This window comes from Halomonas sp. HP20-15, assembly GCF_033446685.1.
Taxonomy (GTDB): Bacteria; Pseudomonadota; Gammaproteobacteria; order Pseudomonadales; family Halomonadaceae; genus Modicisalibacter.
Genome location: NZ_JAWQLY010000001.1, coordinates 498777 through 514729 on the forward strand (window position 1 = coordinate 498777; position 15953 = coordinate 514729).

15 protein-coding genes are annotated in these 15953 nt (G+C 66.1%); 3 read left to right on the plus strand and 12 right to left on the minus strand.

Annotated features, from left to right (window positions below):
* Positions 1–149: 149 nt before the first annotated feature.
* The 4 genes from R6258_RS02305 to rpoE form a co-directional block, all read right to left on the minus strand.
* Positions 150–1592 carry a DegQ family serine endoprotease gene (locus R6258_RS02305; protein ID WP_318446854.1) on the minus strand — a complete coding sequence of 481 codons (1443 nt, stop codon included), beginning with the start codon at positions 1590–1592 and terminating at the stop codon, positions 150–152.
* Between the two features lie 181 nt (positions 1593–1773).
* Positions 1774–2748: a MucB/RseB C-terminal domain-containing protein gene (locus tag R6258_RS02310; protein WP_318446856.1), complete on the minus strand. Its 975-nt coding sequence runs from the start codon at positions 2746–2748 to the stop codon at positions 1774–1776.
* Positions 2749–2774: 26 nt separating this feature from the next.
* On the minus strand, positions 2775–3479 hold the full coding sequence (locus R6258_RS02315; protein WP_318446858.1) for a sigma-E factor negative regulatory protein: 705 nt from the start codon (positions 3477–3479) through the stop codon (positions 2775–2777).
* Positions 3480–3689: 210 nt separating this feature from the next.
* Positions 3690–4295 carry an RNA polymerase sigma factor RpoE gene (gene rpoE / locus R6258_RS02320; protein WP_318446860.1) on the minus strand — a complete coding sequence of 202 codons (606 nt, stop codon included), beginning with the start codon at positions 4293–4295 and terminating at the stop codon, positions 3690–3692.
* Between the two features lie 281 nt (positions 4296–4576).
* On the opposite strand from rpoE, the gene R6258_RS02325 reads away from it, so the two are divergent.
* The gene (locus tag R6258_RS02325) at positions 4577–5659 is read left to right on the plus strand and encodes a 3-deoxy-7-phosphoheptulonate synthase (RefSeq protein WP_318446862.1); all 1083 of its coding nucleotides are present in this window, start codon (positions 4577–4579) and stop codon (positions 5657–5659) included.
* Positions 5660–5754: 95 nt separating this feature from the next.
* Here the strand turns inward: R6258_RS02325 and dinG are convergent, their stop codons facing one another.
* Both dinG and rhlB read right to left on the minus strand, forming a co-directional pair.
* Complete coding sequence (gene dinG, locus R6258_RS02330; protein ID WP_318446865.1) at positions 5755–7893, minus strand: ATP-dependent DNA helicase DinG; 2139 nt, start codon at positions 7891–7893, stop codon at positions 5755–5757.
* A gap of 32 nt (positions 7894–7925) precedes the next feature.
* Positions 7926–9200, minus strand: coding sequence for an ATP-dependent RNA helicase RhlB (rhlB, locus tag R6258_RS02335; protein WP_318446868.1), 1275 nt, complete (start codon positions 9198–9200; stop codon positions 7926–7928).
* Positions 9201–9362: 162 nt separating this feature from the next.
* On the opposite strand from rhlB, the gene R6258_RS02340 reads away from it, so the two are divergent.
* Together R6258_RS02340 and xthA are read left to right on the plus strand one after the other, a co-directional pair.
* The gene (locus tag R6258_RS02340; protein WP_318446870.1) at positions 9363–9614 is read left to right on the plus strand and encodes a hypothetical protein; all 252 of its coding nucleotides are present in this window, start codon (positions 9363–9365) and stop codon (positions 9612–9614) included.
* Positions 9614–10450, plus strand: a complete 837-nt coding sequence (gene xthA, locus R6258_RS02345; protein ID WP_318446909.1) for an exodeoxyribonuclease III — start codon at positions 9614–9616, stop codon at positions 10448–10450. Before R6258_RS02340 ends, xthA begins: the two co-directional genes overlap by 1 nt.
* On the opposite strand, the gene R6258_RS02350 is transcribed toward xthA, so the two are convergent.
* From R6258_RS02350 to R6258_RS02375, 6 genes are read right to left on the minus strand one after another with little or no spacing between them, the layout of a single operon-like run.
* On the minus strand, positions 10447–11706 hold the full coding sequence (locus R6258_RS02350) for a hypothetical protein (protein ID WP_318446873.1): 1260 nt from the start codon (positions 11704–11706) through the stop codon (positions 10447–10449). The two genes, xthA and R6258_RS02350, sit on opposite strands and share 4 nt — an antisense overlap.
* Positions 11707–11708: 2 nt before the next feature.
* Positions 11709–12509, minus strand: coding sequence for a TonB family protein (locus R6258_RS02355; RefSeq protein ID WP_318446876.1), 801 nt, complete (start codon positions 12507–12509; stop codon positions 11709–11711).
* The gene (locus R6258_RS02360) at positions 12509–12913 is read right to left on the minus strand and encodes a biopolymer transporter ExbD (protein WP_318446877.1); all 405 of its coding nucleotides are present in this window, start codon (positions 12911–12913) and stop codon (positions 12509–12511) included. Before R6258_RS02360 ends, R6258_RS02355 begins: the two co-directional genes overlap by 1 nt.
* Positions 12906–13439 carry a MotA/TolQ/ExbB proton channel family protein gene (locus tag R6258_RS02365; protein ID WP_318446879.1) on the minus strand — a complete coding sequence of 178 codons (534 nt, stop codon included), beginning with the start codon at positions 13437–13439 and terminating at the stop codon, positions 12906–12908. Before R6258_RS02365 ends, R6258_RS02360 begins: the two co-directional genes overlap by 8 nt.
* The gene (locus R6258_RS02370; protein ID WP_318446881.1) at positions 13423–14814 is read right to left on the minus strand and encodes a MotA/TolQ/ExbB proton channel family protein; all 1392 of its coding nucleotides are present in this window, start codon (positions 14812–14814) and stop codon (positions 13423–13425) included. Before R6258_RS02370 ends, R6258_RS02365 begins: the two co-directional genes overlap by 17 nt.
* Positions 14811–15668 carry a DUF3450 domain-containing protein gene (locus tag R6258_RS02375; RefSeq protein ID WP_318446883.1) on the minus strand — a complete coding sequence of 286 codons (858 nt, stop codon included), beginning with the start codon at positions 15666–15668 and terminating at the stop codon, positions 14811–14813. The genes R6258_RS02370 and R6258_RS02375 overlap by 4 nt, the downstream gene beginning before the upstream one ends.
* Between the last annotated feature and the right edge of the window lie 285 nt (positions 15669–15953).

Sequence of the window (15953 nt, forward strand, 5' to 3'; positions counted from 1 at the left end):
CGACGGGGCCGTCGCAGTCGGGGCATGTCGAAATGTCTGGCTGGCATTGTACCGACAAGGTTACGGCAAGGACAGCGAACCACAGACGCCCGACACGCAACGGGGCCCCGTGGGGCCCCGTCCATTCGCCTGGAAGCGGCGTGCGTCGGTCACTCCGCGTCTTTACCATTCAGCCGCAACGCCACGAATAGCGAGCGGCCATCACGCATCAGACGCACCGGAACCACACGATCCTTGGCGATCTGGCCAACGACATCGGCCAACTGCTGCGGTGACTCGATGGGCTTCTGATCCAGCGAGACGATCACGTCGCCGGGCTTGAAGCCGGCCGCCGCCGCCGCACCGGATGGGTCGATATCGACGATGCGTACCCCGCTATCGATGCCCAGGCGCTCGAGTTCGCTGCTCTCCAGCGCACTGACCGCGACGCCCAGACGGCTCTGCGGATCGTCGTCCTGTGCGCTGCCGGCCAAGGCCTGCTGCTCTTCGGGCCAATCGCCGACGGTAACCGTCTTGGTCAGTTGCTTGCCGTTGCGCAACAACTCGAGTTCGATCTTCTCGCCCGGAGCCACCTTGCCGATCAGGCGCGGCAGCGTGCTCGACTGGTCGATCTTCTGACCGTCCACGGCGACGATGATGTCACCTGCCTGCAGGCCGGCCTTGGCTGCCGGTGCGTCCTCGGCGACATCGGCGATCAATGCCCCACGCGGGCCGTCGAGACCGAACGACTCGGCCAGATCACGCGAAACCGGCTGGATCACCACGCCCAACCAACCACGGCTGACATGACCGCTTTCGCGCAGCTGATCGGCGACATCCATCGCCACGCTGATCGGAATCGCGAATGACAAGCCCATGAAACCGCCACTGCGAGTGAAGATCTGCGAGTTGATGCCGACCACTTCACCATCGAGATTGAACAGCGGACCGCCGGAGTTGCCCGGGTTGATCGCCACGTCGGTCTGGATGAACGGCACATAGGCGTCGGTGGGCAGCGTACGATCGATGGCGCTGACGATACCCGCGGTCACCGAATGATCGAAGCCGAACGGTGAACCGATGGCGGCGACCCATTCACCGACCTGGAGCTGCTCGGAGTTGCCGATATTGAGCGTCGGTAGATTGTCGGCATCGACCTTGAGCAATGCCACGTCGGTCTTCTTGTCGGCGCCGACCAGCTCGGCCTTGAGTTCCCGACGATCATTGAGGCGCACCACGATCTCATCGGCGCCATCGACCACATGCGCATTGGTCAGGATATAGCCATCCTCGCTGATGACGAATCCGGAGCCCAGCGAATGGCGTTCTTCTGAGCCGCCGTTACCGCCGGGGGGGCCGAAGGGAATCTGATCGCCGAAGAAGTGCCGGAAGATTTCCGGTATCTCCTGCTGCCCCTGGCCACCGCTCCAGGGGCCCATGCTGCGACGTTGTACCTCACGGGTCGTGGAAATGTTGACGACCCCGGGGGCAGCCTGCTTGACCAGTTGGGTGAAATCGGGCAGATCCTTGGACTGCGCCGCCTGCGCCTGTAGCGTGACGGCGGTCAGCACCACCATCAGCCACATGGAGAGCTGTCGTGTAATGCGTTGCATCGGGAACTCCTGCGTCATGTTTCTGGAGCGATCGCTCCGTTCGTCGGGGGCAAGTACCGAGAGTGACATGCATGCACCCGAGCCGTTTGATAGCGGCTCAGGTCAAGAGTTCAGTGGGATCGATGAAATCATTAGCCGACTCGTCGTCAGACCTAGCTGATACCGGCCGCCGTGACAGCGTTCATGGCGTAGCCGATCGCGCCTGGGATGCGGCTATGGGACGGTAGTCGATCTGCACGGCCACGCGCCTCAGCATCTCCGGCGGGACCTCGCCCATCACCACCACCTGGTAGATGCGCTCGGCGACGCGCAGATGGCGTACGGCGGCGTGCGACACGCCAAGACGGTGCAGCCCCGGGTAGAGTGCCCGCTCGGGCGTTGTCAGCGGTTCGACGAAGACACTGAAGCTCGCCAGACCATCGCTATAGAGACGATGGCCCAGCGGCAGCGAATCGATACTCGATGCCTGAGGCAGTGCCAGGGAATGATAACCGGGCGGCAACCAGCCAAGTTGCCAGGGTTGCGGCGGCGCTTCGGGTAGGACGTCGAATTCGACCTTACCAGTGTAGAGCGTCGGCTGGCCGAGTTCGGTCATCTGAAAGGTCTCGATGATCTGTCCGCCGACGTCGATCAACACCTGCTTGAGCGGCAGCCCCGTCGACCGGTCGAGCCATAGTCGATGGCCGTAGCGCAGGCTATCGAGCGGCTCGATATCCAGACGAACGCTATGCCGCCCGGCAATGCGCGACTCGCCGCCCAGCGACACGCGATAATGATCCTCGATGGTCGGCAGGCTCGCCTGTGGCGAAGCACCGCGGACAGCCAGCGCCGGCAGGCTGTCTCGAGCGATGCGGCCATGGCGCTCGTAGACCACGGCCGGGCCGTCGAGATAACTGGCCGCTTCGCGCTCGACGCCATCGCGGATCTCGTGGGAAAGCGCCAGGGTACGCACCCCCTCGCCGCTGATACGCACGGCGCGGGCCTGAAAAAGGTAGCAGTGACTGGCCCAGAGGCTTCGCTCCAGCCAGCCGATCGCCGTCTCGGGGGTCTCCCGCTGCGCCAGTTGCTGGCAGTCGAAACCGCTCGATGGCGTCTCGTCGGCCGCAGCGAGACCGCTCGACAATAGACAAACGGCGGCCATCAAGGCCGCCGGCATGCGTGTTGCTCTCTTCGACGTGCACATCACCGCGGGCTCATCGGTTCCAGGGCAGAGGCGCGCAGTAGCGGCATCCAGGGCTCGCCGGAGCGATAGGCCGCGCCTTGCGCATGGCGTTCGAGATATGTCTGCAGCAGCCGTGCCTGCTCGACGTCACTACGCAGCGATTGACGCTGGTTCGGCGCCATGAGCATCGGCATCCCCAGATCGGCGCCCACGGTCATCACACCACCGTCGCCTCCGCCGAACGCGGGGTACAACGGCGGCAGGCTGGTCGGCGTATCGGCGTCCAGCGTCGAACTGGCCAAGGAGACGCCGCTCCTATTGGTTGCAGCGCCACTGCCGGACGGGGCCTGGCTAGCGAGGTCGTCCGGCGTGGCCGGATCGAAGCCGTTATAGACTTGGACGCCGGAAATCACCAGTACCGACACCGTGGCCGCCACCGCGGCGCTACCCGCAAATGACAAGCCGCCCTTACGCCTGACCGCGACGAACTCGCCAGGCGCGGGGACCGGCTCGTCGGCGATCCGCGCCATTATTCCGGCCGACAGGTCGGCCTGAGTCTCGATGTCACGGTCGCGCTGCATGAGGCTGCGTGCCAGATGATAGCGACGCCAGACGTCGGCTGTTTCGGGAGAATCGTCGAGCGACTTGAGCGCACGCCGCAGCTCGAGCTCATCGCCTTCGTTGTCCATCAACGCAGACAACGATTCCCGCAGTTTGTCATTCATCTCACACCCTCACAGTCGCCAAGGCTTGAGGCCGATAACTGACCCGCTTGTATGTCCCGAACTGGCGGAAGCATCCGACCACATGCCGAGACGCCGCCGATCCCACCGCGCCTTTTTCATCTTTTATATCGCACCCCTGCGTGCGAATACCCACTGAGACGCCATTGGTCGCAGACAGTTCAGCCGCGGGCGGCAAAAATTTGTCAACGCTCACTGCTGGACCAGGTCCTGATTGCGCGGGTTCTCGAGCAGCGGCTGGATATGCCGATCCACCGCCTCACGCGCCCGGAATATCCGCGAGCGCACCGTACCTACCGGACACTGCATGATATTGGCGATGTCTTCGTAGGACAGGCCATCGAGCTCGCGTAGCGTAATCGCCGTGCGCAGGTCCTCGGGCAACTGCTCGATCGCCTCGAACACCGCCGCCTCGAGCTGGTCGCGGGCGATCGACGCCTCGGGCGTTTCGATGTCGGACAGCCGGCCGCTGTGGTCGACGATCTCGGCATCGCCGATGTCCAGGTCGCTGCCCGGTGGGCGACGCCCCTTGGAGACCAGATGGTTCTTGGCGGTATTGATGGCGATCCGGTACATCCAGGTATAAAAGGCACTCTCCGAACGAAAGTTGGCCAACGCCCGGTAGGCCTTGATGAAGGCTTCCTGCGCCACATCGTGCACTTCGGCATGATCGTGCACGTAGCGGCCGATCAGGCCGATGATCTTGTGCTGGTATTTCTTGACCAGCAGGTCGAAAGCCCGGTTATCGCCTCGCTGAGCGCGCTCGACGAGCTGCTGGTCGGTTTCCCGGTTGGCCATTCAATGCCTCTCCAGGCGCGCATCGTCGATGAGCGGATCTGACGGCAAGCAGCGCGGCAATGCCATGGCGCGATTACGATTCATTGATTCGACCTGGGGCTGGATAGCGATTTAGCGCCTAAGTGTTCCTGTTTATGGGACCCGCATCAAGGCACAGCGATTTTTTTGCACTATTGACAGCCTGCCACATGTCTCGACGATCGCCCCCGGCGTTGATTTCAGCGCGGCAGCCGGGCGATAGTAGACGCTTTCCCTTTGCCGACTGAATCGCAGGTAGCTGAATGTCCCAGCAGCAGGTTAACAACCTCAACGTCCTCTCCCAAGACGTCCTGATCACGCCCGATGCCCTCAAGCAGGAGATTCCCCTCTCTCCGACCGCCGAAAAGACCATCATCGAGGGACGCCAGACCATCCAGCGGATTCTCGACGGCGACGATCCACGCTTGATAGTGGTGGTCGGCCCCTGCTCGATTCATGACATCGAGGCCGCTCGCGATTACGCTCGCCGCCTGCGCAAGCTCGCCGACGAGGTCAGCGACAGTCTGTATATCGTGATGCGCGTCTATTTCGAGAAGCCGCGCACCACGGTCGGCTGGAAGGGGCTGATCAACGATCCGCATCTCAACGGCTCGTTCGAGATCGAAGAGGGCCTGCATATCGCCCGCCGCCTGCTCGTCGAGCTGACCGAAATGGGGCTGCCGCTGGCCACCGAGGCGCTCGACCCGATCTCGCCGCAGTATCTTCAGGACTGCATCAGCTGGTCCGCGGTCGGCGCCCGCACCACCGAATCGCAGACGCATCGCGAGATGGCCTCGGGGCTGTCGAGCCCGGTAGGCTTCAAGAACGGCACCGACGGCAGCCTAGACGTCGCGGTCAACGCCTTGAAGTCGGTCGCTCATCCGCACAACTTCCTGGGCATCGACCAGGCCGGTCAGGTCGCGGTGATCCGTACCCGCGGCAACGCCTACGGGCATGTCGTGCTGCGCGGCGGCAACGGCAAGCCCAACTACGACAGCGTCAGCGTCGCCCTGGCCGAGCAGGAACTGAGCAAGGCCGGCGTTACCGCCAACATCATGATCGACTGCTCCCATGCCAACTCCAACAAGGACCCGGCACTGCAGTCGCTGGTCATGGAAAACGTCACCAATCAGATCCTCGAGGGCAACCGCTCGATCATCGGTCTGATGATCGAGTCGCACATCGGCTGGGGCAGTCAGACGATTCCCGACGACGTGACCCAGCTCGAATATGGGGTGTCGATCACCGATGCCTGCATCGACTGGCCGACCACCGAGGACACCTTCAAGCGCATGGCCGGCAAGCTCAAGCCGGTACTCGCCGAGCGTCGCGGCAAGCGTACCTGAGCGACAAGCGGCAACCCGTCGAACTCGCCTGAGCCAAACCACCGGGGCCTGCATTGAGCAGGCCCCGGTGGTTCTTGTCGGTTTCTTATCAACAATCAGGCGCTCGGCTGGCCATCGATCTCGCGGCGAAACGGCGGCAGCGAATCGAGCAGCGCCTGCCCATAGCGGCGGGTCAGCACGCGCCGGTCGAGCAACGTGATACGTCCCTCGTCGGCTTCCTTGCGAATCAGTCGCCCGCATGCCTGGACCAGCTTGATCGAGGCATCGGGTACCGAGATGCGCATGAAGGGGTTGCCACCGCGGCTTTCGATCCATTCCGCCAGGGTCGCGCCGACCGGATCATCGGGCACCGCGAACGGCAGCCGGGTAATGACGACATGGGTCAGGTATTGCCCCGGCAGGTCGATGCCCTCGGCGAAGCTCGCCAGGCCGAAGATGATGCTGCCCTCGCCGGCATCGACGCGCTTGCGATGGCGGTCGATCAGTTCGCGCTTGGGCAGACGATCCTGAGCAAGCACGCGCTTGCTCAGCGCCTCGGGCAAGGCCTTCTCGACGGCACGTAGTTGCGCCCGCGATGAGAACAGCATCAGCACCGCCTCGCGTTCGCCGAGCTCGGCGATGAACTCGCCGATCGCCCGCTCGTGGGCATCGCGATTGCTCGGGTCGACCGCCTCGCGGGGCACGCTGAGCACCGCACGGGAATAGTCGAACGGGCTCGGCAGTCGCTGGTAGCGGTAGCGATTGGCCAGTCCGGCCCGCTCCTGCAGGCGCTCGAAGCGCCCCAGCGCGGTCAGCGTCGCCGAGGTCACCACCGCCCCGTAGCAACTGCCCCAGAGATAACGCGCCAACGTCTCCGCCGCCGATACCGGGCTCGCCGAGAAGGTCAGTTCGCTCTCGCCGCCCTGCTGGTCGAAGGTCAGCCAGCGCGCCTGCGGCGGTTCGCCTTCGCTGTCGTCGGCGGCCATCGCCTGCCACAGCGCATGCGCCTCGAGGGCGCGGCCGTGCAGCAACGCCACCAGTGGCAACCAGGGCTCGGCCTGCTCGCGCTCGAGCCCGGTGGCTTTCTCGGGATCGAGGCTCTCGCGCAGGATATCGGCCATCGTCTCGAGATTGCGCGACAACTCGGCGAACGGCGTGACCAGCGCCGCCGCCAACTCGCGCAGAGCCTGTGGCGCACGGCCCATGGCGAAGCGGTGATGGCGAGTGTCGTCGCCGGCGCCATCGGGCAGTTCGGCCAGGCTGTGGCCCAGCGCATAGGCTTCGCCGAGGCGAGGCTCAAGTGCGGCGATCGACTCGGGAAAGCCCGCAAGCAGCCGCGCCAGGGTCGGCTGCACCGCCAGGGCAGTATTCAACTCGGTCAGCGATTTCTTGAGAGTGCGCAGCCAGCGCAGCGTGGCGTTGACGCCGAAGCGATGATAGAAGTGCTCGAGGGCCTTGTCGGGCAGGTGATGGCCTTCGTCGAAGATGTAGATGCAGTCCTTGGGAGGCGGCAGCACCACCCCGCCCCCCAGGGACAGATCGGCCAGCACCAGGTCGTGGTTGGCGACGATCACGTCGGCCTGATCGAGATGCCGGCGGGCCCGGAAAAAGGCACAGGCGCTGAAGTGGCCGCAGCGTCGGTTGGTGCACTGGCGGTGATCGGTGGTCAGCTTGCGCCAACTGGTGTCCTCGATGGCCACCGGCCAGCTGTCGCGATCGCCCTCCCAGCGGCCGGTACCGTAGGCTTCGGCGAGCTCCTGCACCAGGCCGTGGAAATCGTCGCCGTCGCGCGACTCCAGGGCCTGCTCGAACAACGAGTAGGTCGGGTTCTCCTCGGTGCCATCCAACGCCTGATCGAGCTTGGCGACGCATAGATAACGGCCCCGCCCCTTGGCCAGGGCGTAGTCGAACTGCAGACCGCTATGTTGCTTGAGTGCCGGCAGATCCTGATGCAGGACCTGCTCCTGCAGCGCCACCGTGGCGGTCGAAATCACCAGCCGCTTGCCGCGCGCCTGGGCGACCGGCAACGCCGACAGCAGATAGGCCAGCGTCTTGCCTGTACCGGTGCCGGCCTCGAGCACGCAGACGTGTTCGTTGGAGAGCCGCCGCCCGCTGTCGTCGGCCTCGATGCCGGCCAGCGTCCGCGCGATCTCGGCGATCATCAGCCGCTGACCATAACGCGGGGTCAACTCGAGGCCCTCTAGGACCCGGCGATAAGCGGCCTGGATCTCGTTCTTCAGGGCCTCGTCGAGCATCGATCGATCCTTTCAAAATCCCTACGACAGCCCTACAGCAGCCCTTCGGGCGGATGCTCGCAGGGCAGCTTGTCGTTGATATAGCGCTCGATCTCGGGCAGCGAGAAGGCGTCCTCCTCGCCGACGAAGCTGATCGACACGCCCTTGGCGCCGGCGCGTCCGGTACGTCCGATGCGATGCACGTAGTCTTCCGGGTCTTCGGGCAAGGTATAGTTGATGACATGACTGACGTCATCGATATGGATGCCACGCCCGGCGACGTCGGTCGCCACCAGCACCGTGAGCTCGCCTTCGCGGAAGCGCTCGAGGGTCTTGATGCGCTGATTCTGCGGCACGTCGCCGGACAGCATGGCGACATTGACGTCGGCCTTGCGCAGCAGTTCATCGAGCTTGCGCACCAGATCGCGACGGTTGCCGAACACCATGACCCGCTCGAAGGATTCCTGTTTGAGCAGGTTGACCAGCAGCCGCTGCTTGTCGTCGTCGCTGACCAGATAGACGCGCTGGTCGATGTCGGCGGCGTTGTCGACGGTGACCTCGATCTCGACGTGCGCCGGCTGATGCGTCCACTGGCTGGCTAGGTTGAGGATGTCTTCGGTAAAGGTCGCCGAGAACAGGAAGGTCTGACGCTCCTCGGTCTTGGGCGTATGGCGGATGATCCGCTTGACGTCGGGAATGAAGCCCATCGACAGCATGCGATCCGCCTCGTCGAGCACCAGCACCTCGGTCTGGCTGAGATCGACGTCGCGCTTCTCGTGAAAGTCGAGCAGGCGACCCGGTGTGGCGACCAGTAGGTCGACCTTCTTAGCCAGCTGTTCGCGCTGCTTCTGGTAATCCATGCCGCCGACCACGCTGGCGATATTCAGCGAGGTGAAGCGGGCCAGCGCCTTAGCGTCCTTCTCGATCTGCAGCGCCAGCTCACGGGTCGGCGCTACGATCAGCGCGCGCGGCGCACCCGGCTTCTGGCCATCCGGCGCCGGCTCCTCGAGGAAGTAGGTCAGCGCGGCGATCAGAAAGGCCGCGGTCTTGCCGGTCCCGGTCTGCGCCTTGCCGACCACGTCGCCGCCGAGCAGGGTCTGGCTCAGCGCCTCGGCCTGGATCGGCGTGCAGTATTCGAAGCCCAGCGCATGGATCGCCCGCATCAGCGGCAGCGGCAGGTCGAAGTCGTGGAAGCGCCACTTGCCGGCGACCGGCGGCACCTGGAACTGGCGCAGATCCCAGTTGGACTGCGATTTGCGCGGCTTGCGGCGACGACGCTTGGGCTTGCGGTTCTGGGCCGGTGCGGCTGTCTTTTCCGACTCACTCATAGGCTTGCAGTTCTGTTCCGGTTCGATGGGAAATAATGAAGGCGCCATTGTACCAGCCCTTGGCAACAAGAGCCCGTCACGCGCATCGCGGGTCACAACCTGTCGGTAGCCGGCCGGGAGCTGGTAGAATGCGCAAATGCACGATTCAGGAAACCGCCCTACATGACGCGCAAGAAGAAGACTCGCTCGCTGGCCGACAAGGTGACCATCCGCACCGGCAAGCGCAAGGATTATCGCCGTTGGCGCCACGACAATCCCGACGAGATCGTCTCGTCGCGTCGCTTCACCGAGAAGAAGCGCCAGCAGCGCAAGCTTCAGGCTGCACGCAAGCTTGCCCGCCAGCAGCAGGCGGGCAAGCTCGACCTTCACGGCAGCGATTCGCGCGATGGCGACGCGCCGAAGGGAGATGCATGATGCGCCTGGTATCCTTCAACATCAACGGGCTACGTGCGCGCCTGCATCAGCTCGAAGCGCTGATAGAAAGCCATCGCCCCGCGGTGATCGGCCTGCAGGAGACCAAGGTCCACGATGACGAGTTTCCGCTCGAGGCCGTTCGCGCCCTAGGTTATCACGTCTATTACCACGGTCAGAAAGGCCATTACGGGGTCGCCCTGCTGTGCCGGCGCGAACCCGAAGAAGTCTTCTACGGTCTGCCCGAAGATGGTGAGGACGCCCAGCGGCGCTTGATCGGCGCCCGCTTGTGCGGCGACGACGGCGAGGAATTGATCGTCTGGAACGGCTACTTCCCGCAGGGCGAGAACATCGCTCATCCGGTCAAGTACCCGCACAAGCGCGCGTTCTACGCCAAGCTCAGCGAGCATCTCGAGCGCGACTTCCGCCCCGATCAGCGGCTCGCCCTGATGGGCGATTTCAATATTTCGCCCGAGGACATCGATATCGGCATCGGCGAGTCCAGCCGCAAGCGCTGGCTGCGGGAAGGCAAGACCAGCTTCCAGCCGGAGGAGCGCGAATGGCTACAGCGTCTTAGGACATGGGGCCTGGACGACGGCTACCGGCTCTGCCACCCCGAGGATTGCGATACCTTCAGCTGGTTCGACTACCGCTCGCGCGGCTTCGAGCGCGATCCCAAGCGCGGCCTGCGCATCGATTACATCCTGGTCACGCGCCCGCTCGCCGAGCGGGTCCGCGACGCCGGCATCGACTATCCGTTGCGCAGCATGACCCGACCGTCGGACCATGCCCCGGTATGGCTCGATCTGGACCTGGAAGGATTTCCGTCGCCCGGCTAGCCCGACCGCGCCTTCTTCGCACTTTCCGCGCCGACACCAGCGGCGCGGCTTTGCAGCGAATCCAGCCATGCCTCGGCCTGCTCGGCACCCGCCTGGCGGGCCGCCTCGAAGGCCGCCCTGGCGACCTCGCGATCACCCTGCTCGAGTGCCGACACGCCTTCCAGCAACCAGTCGCGCGGTGTCGCCTCGCCCGCCCGACGTGCTCGACGCAACGCCTCGATGGCCAATTCCCAGCGCCCCCAGGCATAGGCAAGCTCGCCCAATTGACGCCAGTCTTCACCCTTCTGGCTACGCTCGCTTACCGCGTGCCATGCCTCGAGCGCCGCGTCACGATCACGCGCCGCGCTCCAGGCCTGCGCCAACAGCCGACGATTGGCCAGATTATCTTCCAACTGGCCGTTGGCCAGCGCCCGCTCGAGGTGCTCGGCAGCGCGCGCCGGCGTACCGCCGGCCCTGTGCAGCTGGATCAGTTGATGCAGGGCGGCTTCGCCCTGCAGCGCGCCACGCCGCCAGCCGGCTTCCCAGATCGCCGCGGCGCGACCGGGATGATCGAGCCGCTGGGCCAGGCCCGCGGCACGTCGCCAGGTATCGGCTGTCACCTCAGCGGCGCCGAGCAAGGCATCGAGGCTCGTGAGGGCCTCGCGCTCGCGGCCCGCACGCTGATAGATGCTCGCCGCGAGTTCCAGGCGCCGACCATCCGCAGTAGCGCCCGCTCCCCGCCGCGCGCGATCGACCCACTCGGCGGCCGCCTCCCAGCGCTCGAGCTGGGCCAGCCCCTGCGCCATCAACCAGCGATTGCCGTCATCGGCCGCTGCCTCGTCCTGCTCCAGCCACTGCCCGAGCAACTCGACGCCGCGTGCGGTCTGATCGGCACTTAGCCGCAGCCGCGCCTCCTGATGCAGCCATCGGCGGCGGTACTCACGCTCGATACCGTCGAGGCTTCGCGCCTGGGCCAGCAGCTCGGCCGCGGCAACGGGGTTGTCACGACGCCGCTCGGCATTCGCGGCGATCTGCAGGAACAGCGCCCGCGCCCAGCGATCGGCCGCGTTGCCACCCTCCAGGCGTGCCGCGGCCGCGCGGGCATCGTCAGCCAGGGCCGCGGGATCTCCACCGTCGAGACGCGACTGCATGCGCTCGAGGCTCTGCACCATGTCCGGGCGCAACGCCGGCGCGGCGCAGGCCAGGCCCGGCAGCGTCAACGACAGCAAGCCGGCCAACAGTACGACGGCGGGCTTGGGCAAGCGCGCATGCATCATGACTACCCTTTGAGTCGGAACACCAGACGTTGACGAGCCTCACGGGGCGACGCGGACTCGGGGAACTGCCAGCGCGAGATCGCCCGCATCGCCGCTCGCTCGAAGACGTTGCGCGGCTCGGCATCGGTCACCCGCAGCGAATCACTGTCGACGCTACCGTCGGGGAGGATCGTGAAGCGCACCTCGACATAGCCCTCCAGACCGCGTCGCTGCGCACGCGCCGGGTACTCGGGCGGCACCTTGCGCGTCGGCTGCGGCGAGCCCACCGGCCCCGAGGCACTGGCCGGTCCCTGGGCGCTATCCCGCTCGCTCCGCTGGCTGGAGTCCTCGCTGGCATGCGTCGCGTCGGCCTCGGCGACCCGCTCGGGGCTGGCCTGGGGCTCGGGCGCCGGCTCGGGCTTCGGCTTCGGCTTCGGTTGAGCCTTGGGCTTCGGCTTCGGTTGAGCCTTGGGCTTCGGCTGTTGAGTCGTCAGCTCGGGCAGTTCCGCGTCCAGCGGCACCTCGGGAACTTCCATCGCCGGTACCTCGGGCGTCGGCAAGGCGACCGGGCTGCTCGGACTGGGCGCTGGCAATGGCGCGGGCGGAGGGGGCGGCGGTGCCTCGGCGGGTGGCGTGGGCGCCGCCTGGGCCGGCGCCGGTGCGTTGTTCGGAGACTGCTGCCGGGGCGCCTCGACCATCGACATCGAAAGCGGCTCCTCGATCTTCGGTCGATCGTCGACCGGGGGCGTGACCAGCAGCGCCAGTAACGTCAACAGCACCAGCGTCAGCAGTACGCCGCCCAGCGAACCGAGCAGGTGACGCATCAGGGACTGCCCCGCGTCGCCGCCACCGCCAGGTTGTCGACGCCGGCCTCGCGGATGCGATCCATGACCTCGATCAGCAGCCCGGTGGTGGCTTCGCGGTCGGCCTGCACGACGACTCCGCCGCGCTCGCTGACCAGTCCGGCAACCACGGTACCGACGCGGTGCACGTCGACCGGCTCGCCGTCGACCCAGACCGCGCCCTGCGGGGTGATGGCGACCATCACCTGGGCGTCGGGGCGCGCGCTGGCGGCCGACGATTCGGGACGCTCGATCTCGACGCCGCTCTCCTTGGTAAAGCTGGTGGTGACGATGAAGAAGATCAGCATGATGAATACCACATCGAGCATCGGCGTGAGGTTGACCTCAGCGCCCTCGTCGCCGTTGCTCATTCGACGTCTACGCATGATTTGCCTCCACGGCGCGCGCCATCCGGTCGTGAAGGCGCTGGTCCTCGCGACGGATGACCTGCTCGAGACGGGTAGTGAACAGCAGCCCGACCACCGCGATCGCCATGCCGGTGAGCGTCGGCAACGTCGCCCGGGCGACGCCGTCGGCCATCGCCCGGGCCTGGCCGACCTCGGTCAGCGCCAGGCTGTCGAAGACCTGGATCATGCCGGTCACGGTGCCCAGCAGCCCCAGCAACGGGCACAGCGCGACCAGCAACTTTAGCCACGGCAGCGGGCGGCGCAAGCGGGCGATCAGCTCGCGGGTCCAGACCTCGCGCAGGGTCAGCGCACTCCAGCTGATATGCTCGGACCGCGAGGTCCAGCGAGCGATCAGCTCGCGGCGCGCGCGGCGATGGGTAAAACGCCAGTAGAGGCCACGCTCCAGCGCCAGCGAGAACAGCGCCATGGCCACCACGGCGATCACCACCAGCACGATGCCGCCGGTTTCAACCAGCCGCGCCAAGGGCTCAAGCAGGATGGGCATGACGACTCTCCGGATGGCTCTGGCGCCCCTCGAGATGATCGGCCAGTACCGCGCTGGCGCGCCCCTCGAGCTGGCCGACCAGGCTGCGGCTGCGGCTGGCCAGTGCCGTCTGCGCGAACAGTAACGGTACCGCCGTGATCAACCCCAGCACGGTGGTGACCAGTGCCTGGCTGATCCCGCCAGCCATCAGTTGCGGGTCGCCGGTGCCGAACACGGTGATCGACTGGAAGGTGACGATCATCCCGGTCACCGTACCCAGCAGGCCGAGCAGCGGCGCTACCGCGGCGAGCAGCTTGACCAGCGGCTGGCCGCGTTCGAGGCGCGGCTGCTCGGCGAGCAACGCCTCGTCGAGACGCGCCTCGAGGGCCTCGGGAGCGTGCCCTTCGCCCAGCGCCTTGAAGCGCTTGAGGATCCGTCCCAGCGGGTTGTCGTCGTGGAGCGTCGTCGTATCGCGCAGCTGTCGGCGCAGGCGCTGCGACACACGCAACAGGTAAGCGTACTGGAATACCGCCACCAACAGCCCCAGCACGCCCAGCGCGACGATGACATAACCGACGTAGCCACCATGCTGAAAGCGCTGCCACACGTCGGGACGCTGCGACAGCGCCTTGAGCACCTGACCCTGGCTCGGATCGAGAGGCAGCGCCTCGCGCTGACCCTGCTGATAGGCCCGCAGGGCCTCGCTCACCTCGTCGGGTGTACGCTCGATCACCGCCAGCGCATCGCCGTCGCCCGGCTGGCGCAGCAACTGACCCTCGCTAAAGGCGGCGAACGCCCCGGGACGCATGACCTCGCGCCGGGTCACTTCACCGCTACGCCCGGCCACCGGCGCCTCGAAGCGCACCACGCGGCCACTTTCCGCGGTCAGTTGCGCCAGGCTATCGCCGAGCGTCGCCAGGTCCTCGAGGTTGAGCAAGGCATCGTCGGCCGGCCGCTCGGGCAGGCTGAGGGCGCTGCCTACCGTGAGCCAGCTATCGCCGATCTCGTCGCGCAGGGCGCCGATCCGCTGGCTGATGACATCCTGAACGCCGCCGAGATCGCCGGTCTGATTGCCGGCCTGCTCGCGCAACTGATTCAAGCGCCGGCGCTGTTCGTTGCGCTGGCTTTCCAGCGCCTCACGCCGCCCCTGGGCCGCTGTCAGCCGCGCCCGGGCTTCGCCCAGCGCGGCCTCGAGCGCTTCGCGGTCATCGAGCAATGCCGCCAGGCGCTGCCTGTCGCGGCCGGTGGCCGCCTGACTGTCGGCGCGAAAATCCTCGAGCACCCGGGACAACGACGGTGTCGCCTCGCCACCGGCCTGTTCCGAGGTTTGCTGTGCCAGGGCCACGGGTGACAGCACCGTAGCGAGCAATGCGCTCATCGCTAGCAATCGCCTCATGATGCGTCCTCCTGACCCTGCTGCGATGGCTGCTCCTGGCCTTGCTCGGGGGTTACCGACAGCGGCAGGTCGAGCATCGCCGGCGCGCGCTCCTCGTGAGCGATACGCAGGCCCTTGCGCACCTCACGCAAGGCGTCAGCGTCGAGCGAGCGCCAGCCTTGCTCGCCGCTGCGCCAGACGCCGCCCTGCTGACCATCGGGGGTCAGGCAGTACCAGCCCAGCCGCCCCAGGCGCAGATAGTCGACCTCAAGATCCTCGTCGCCTGTACTCAGCGAGCCATGCCAGGCATCCACCTCACGGCCGTAGTCCAGCTCGGTGCGCCAAGCGGCCAGTACCCGGTCCAGCTTGTCGGCGGCCGACAATTCACCGCTGTCGAGCATCCGGTCGAGACTCGCGAGGCGCGCCTGACGTTCGTCGTGCAGGAACGGCATATCGGCCGAGACCAGCCGCTCGAGGCGAGCCACCAACCGACGGGTGAGTACCGGCAGGCGCTCTTCGGCATTGGCGAGCTGCTCGACGGCCCGCTGGCGATGCTCGATAGTCTCGTCCTGCTCGTCGACCTGGCGCGCCAGCTCTTCGTTATAGGCTTCGAGCCGTCGCGCCTCGCGCTCGACACGCCGCAGTTCGCGTAGCGCTTCACGCGTGGCGTCGTCGGCGGCATCGATCTTCTGCTGAAGCTGCGCCTGGCTCTGCTGCGCCTCGACACTTTCTCCCACGAGCGCGCCTTCCGCCCGCGCTTCGCGCCCTGCGTCCTGGGCCAGCGCCTGCGCGCTGCCCAGCAACGCCAGACAGACCAGCACCGCGCCGCCGCTACGCCGGGGTGCGTCGCACATCGTCATGATCCGCTTATTCACTACACTGCTCCGAGTAGGCTATCGGCTCGGCATGCCGATGAAATGATCGCCACGCTAATACAAAATATAACCATTATCAACGCAGGCACACGGCGATATCGATTGACTCAAGTACAAAGGCCGACCCGGGAGGGCCGGCCTTTGAGAGGTCGGGCATGGAAGGCGGCACCAGGCCGCCGTCGACTCGAACTTACAGCGCCTGCTCGAGCTGCGGCAGGATCTCGAACAGGTCGCCGACCAGGCCATAGTCGGCCACCTGGAAGATCGGCGCCTCCTCGTCCTTGT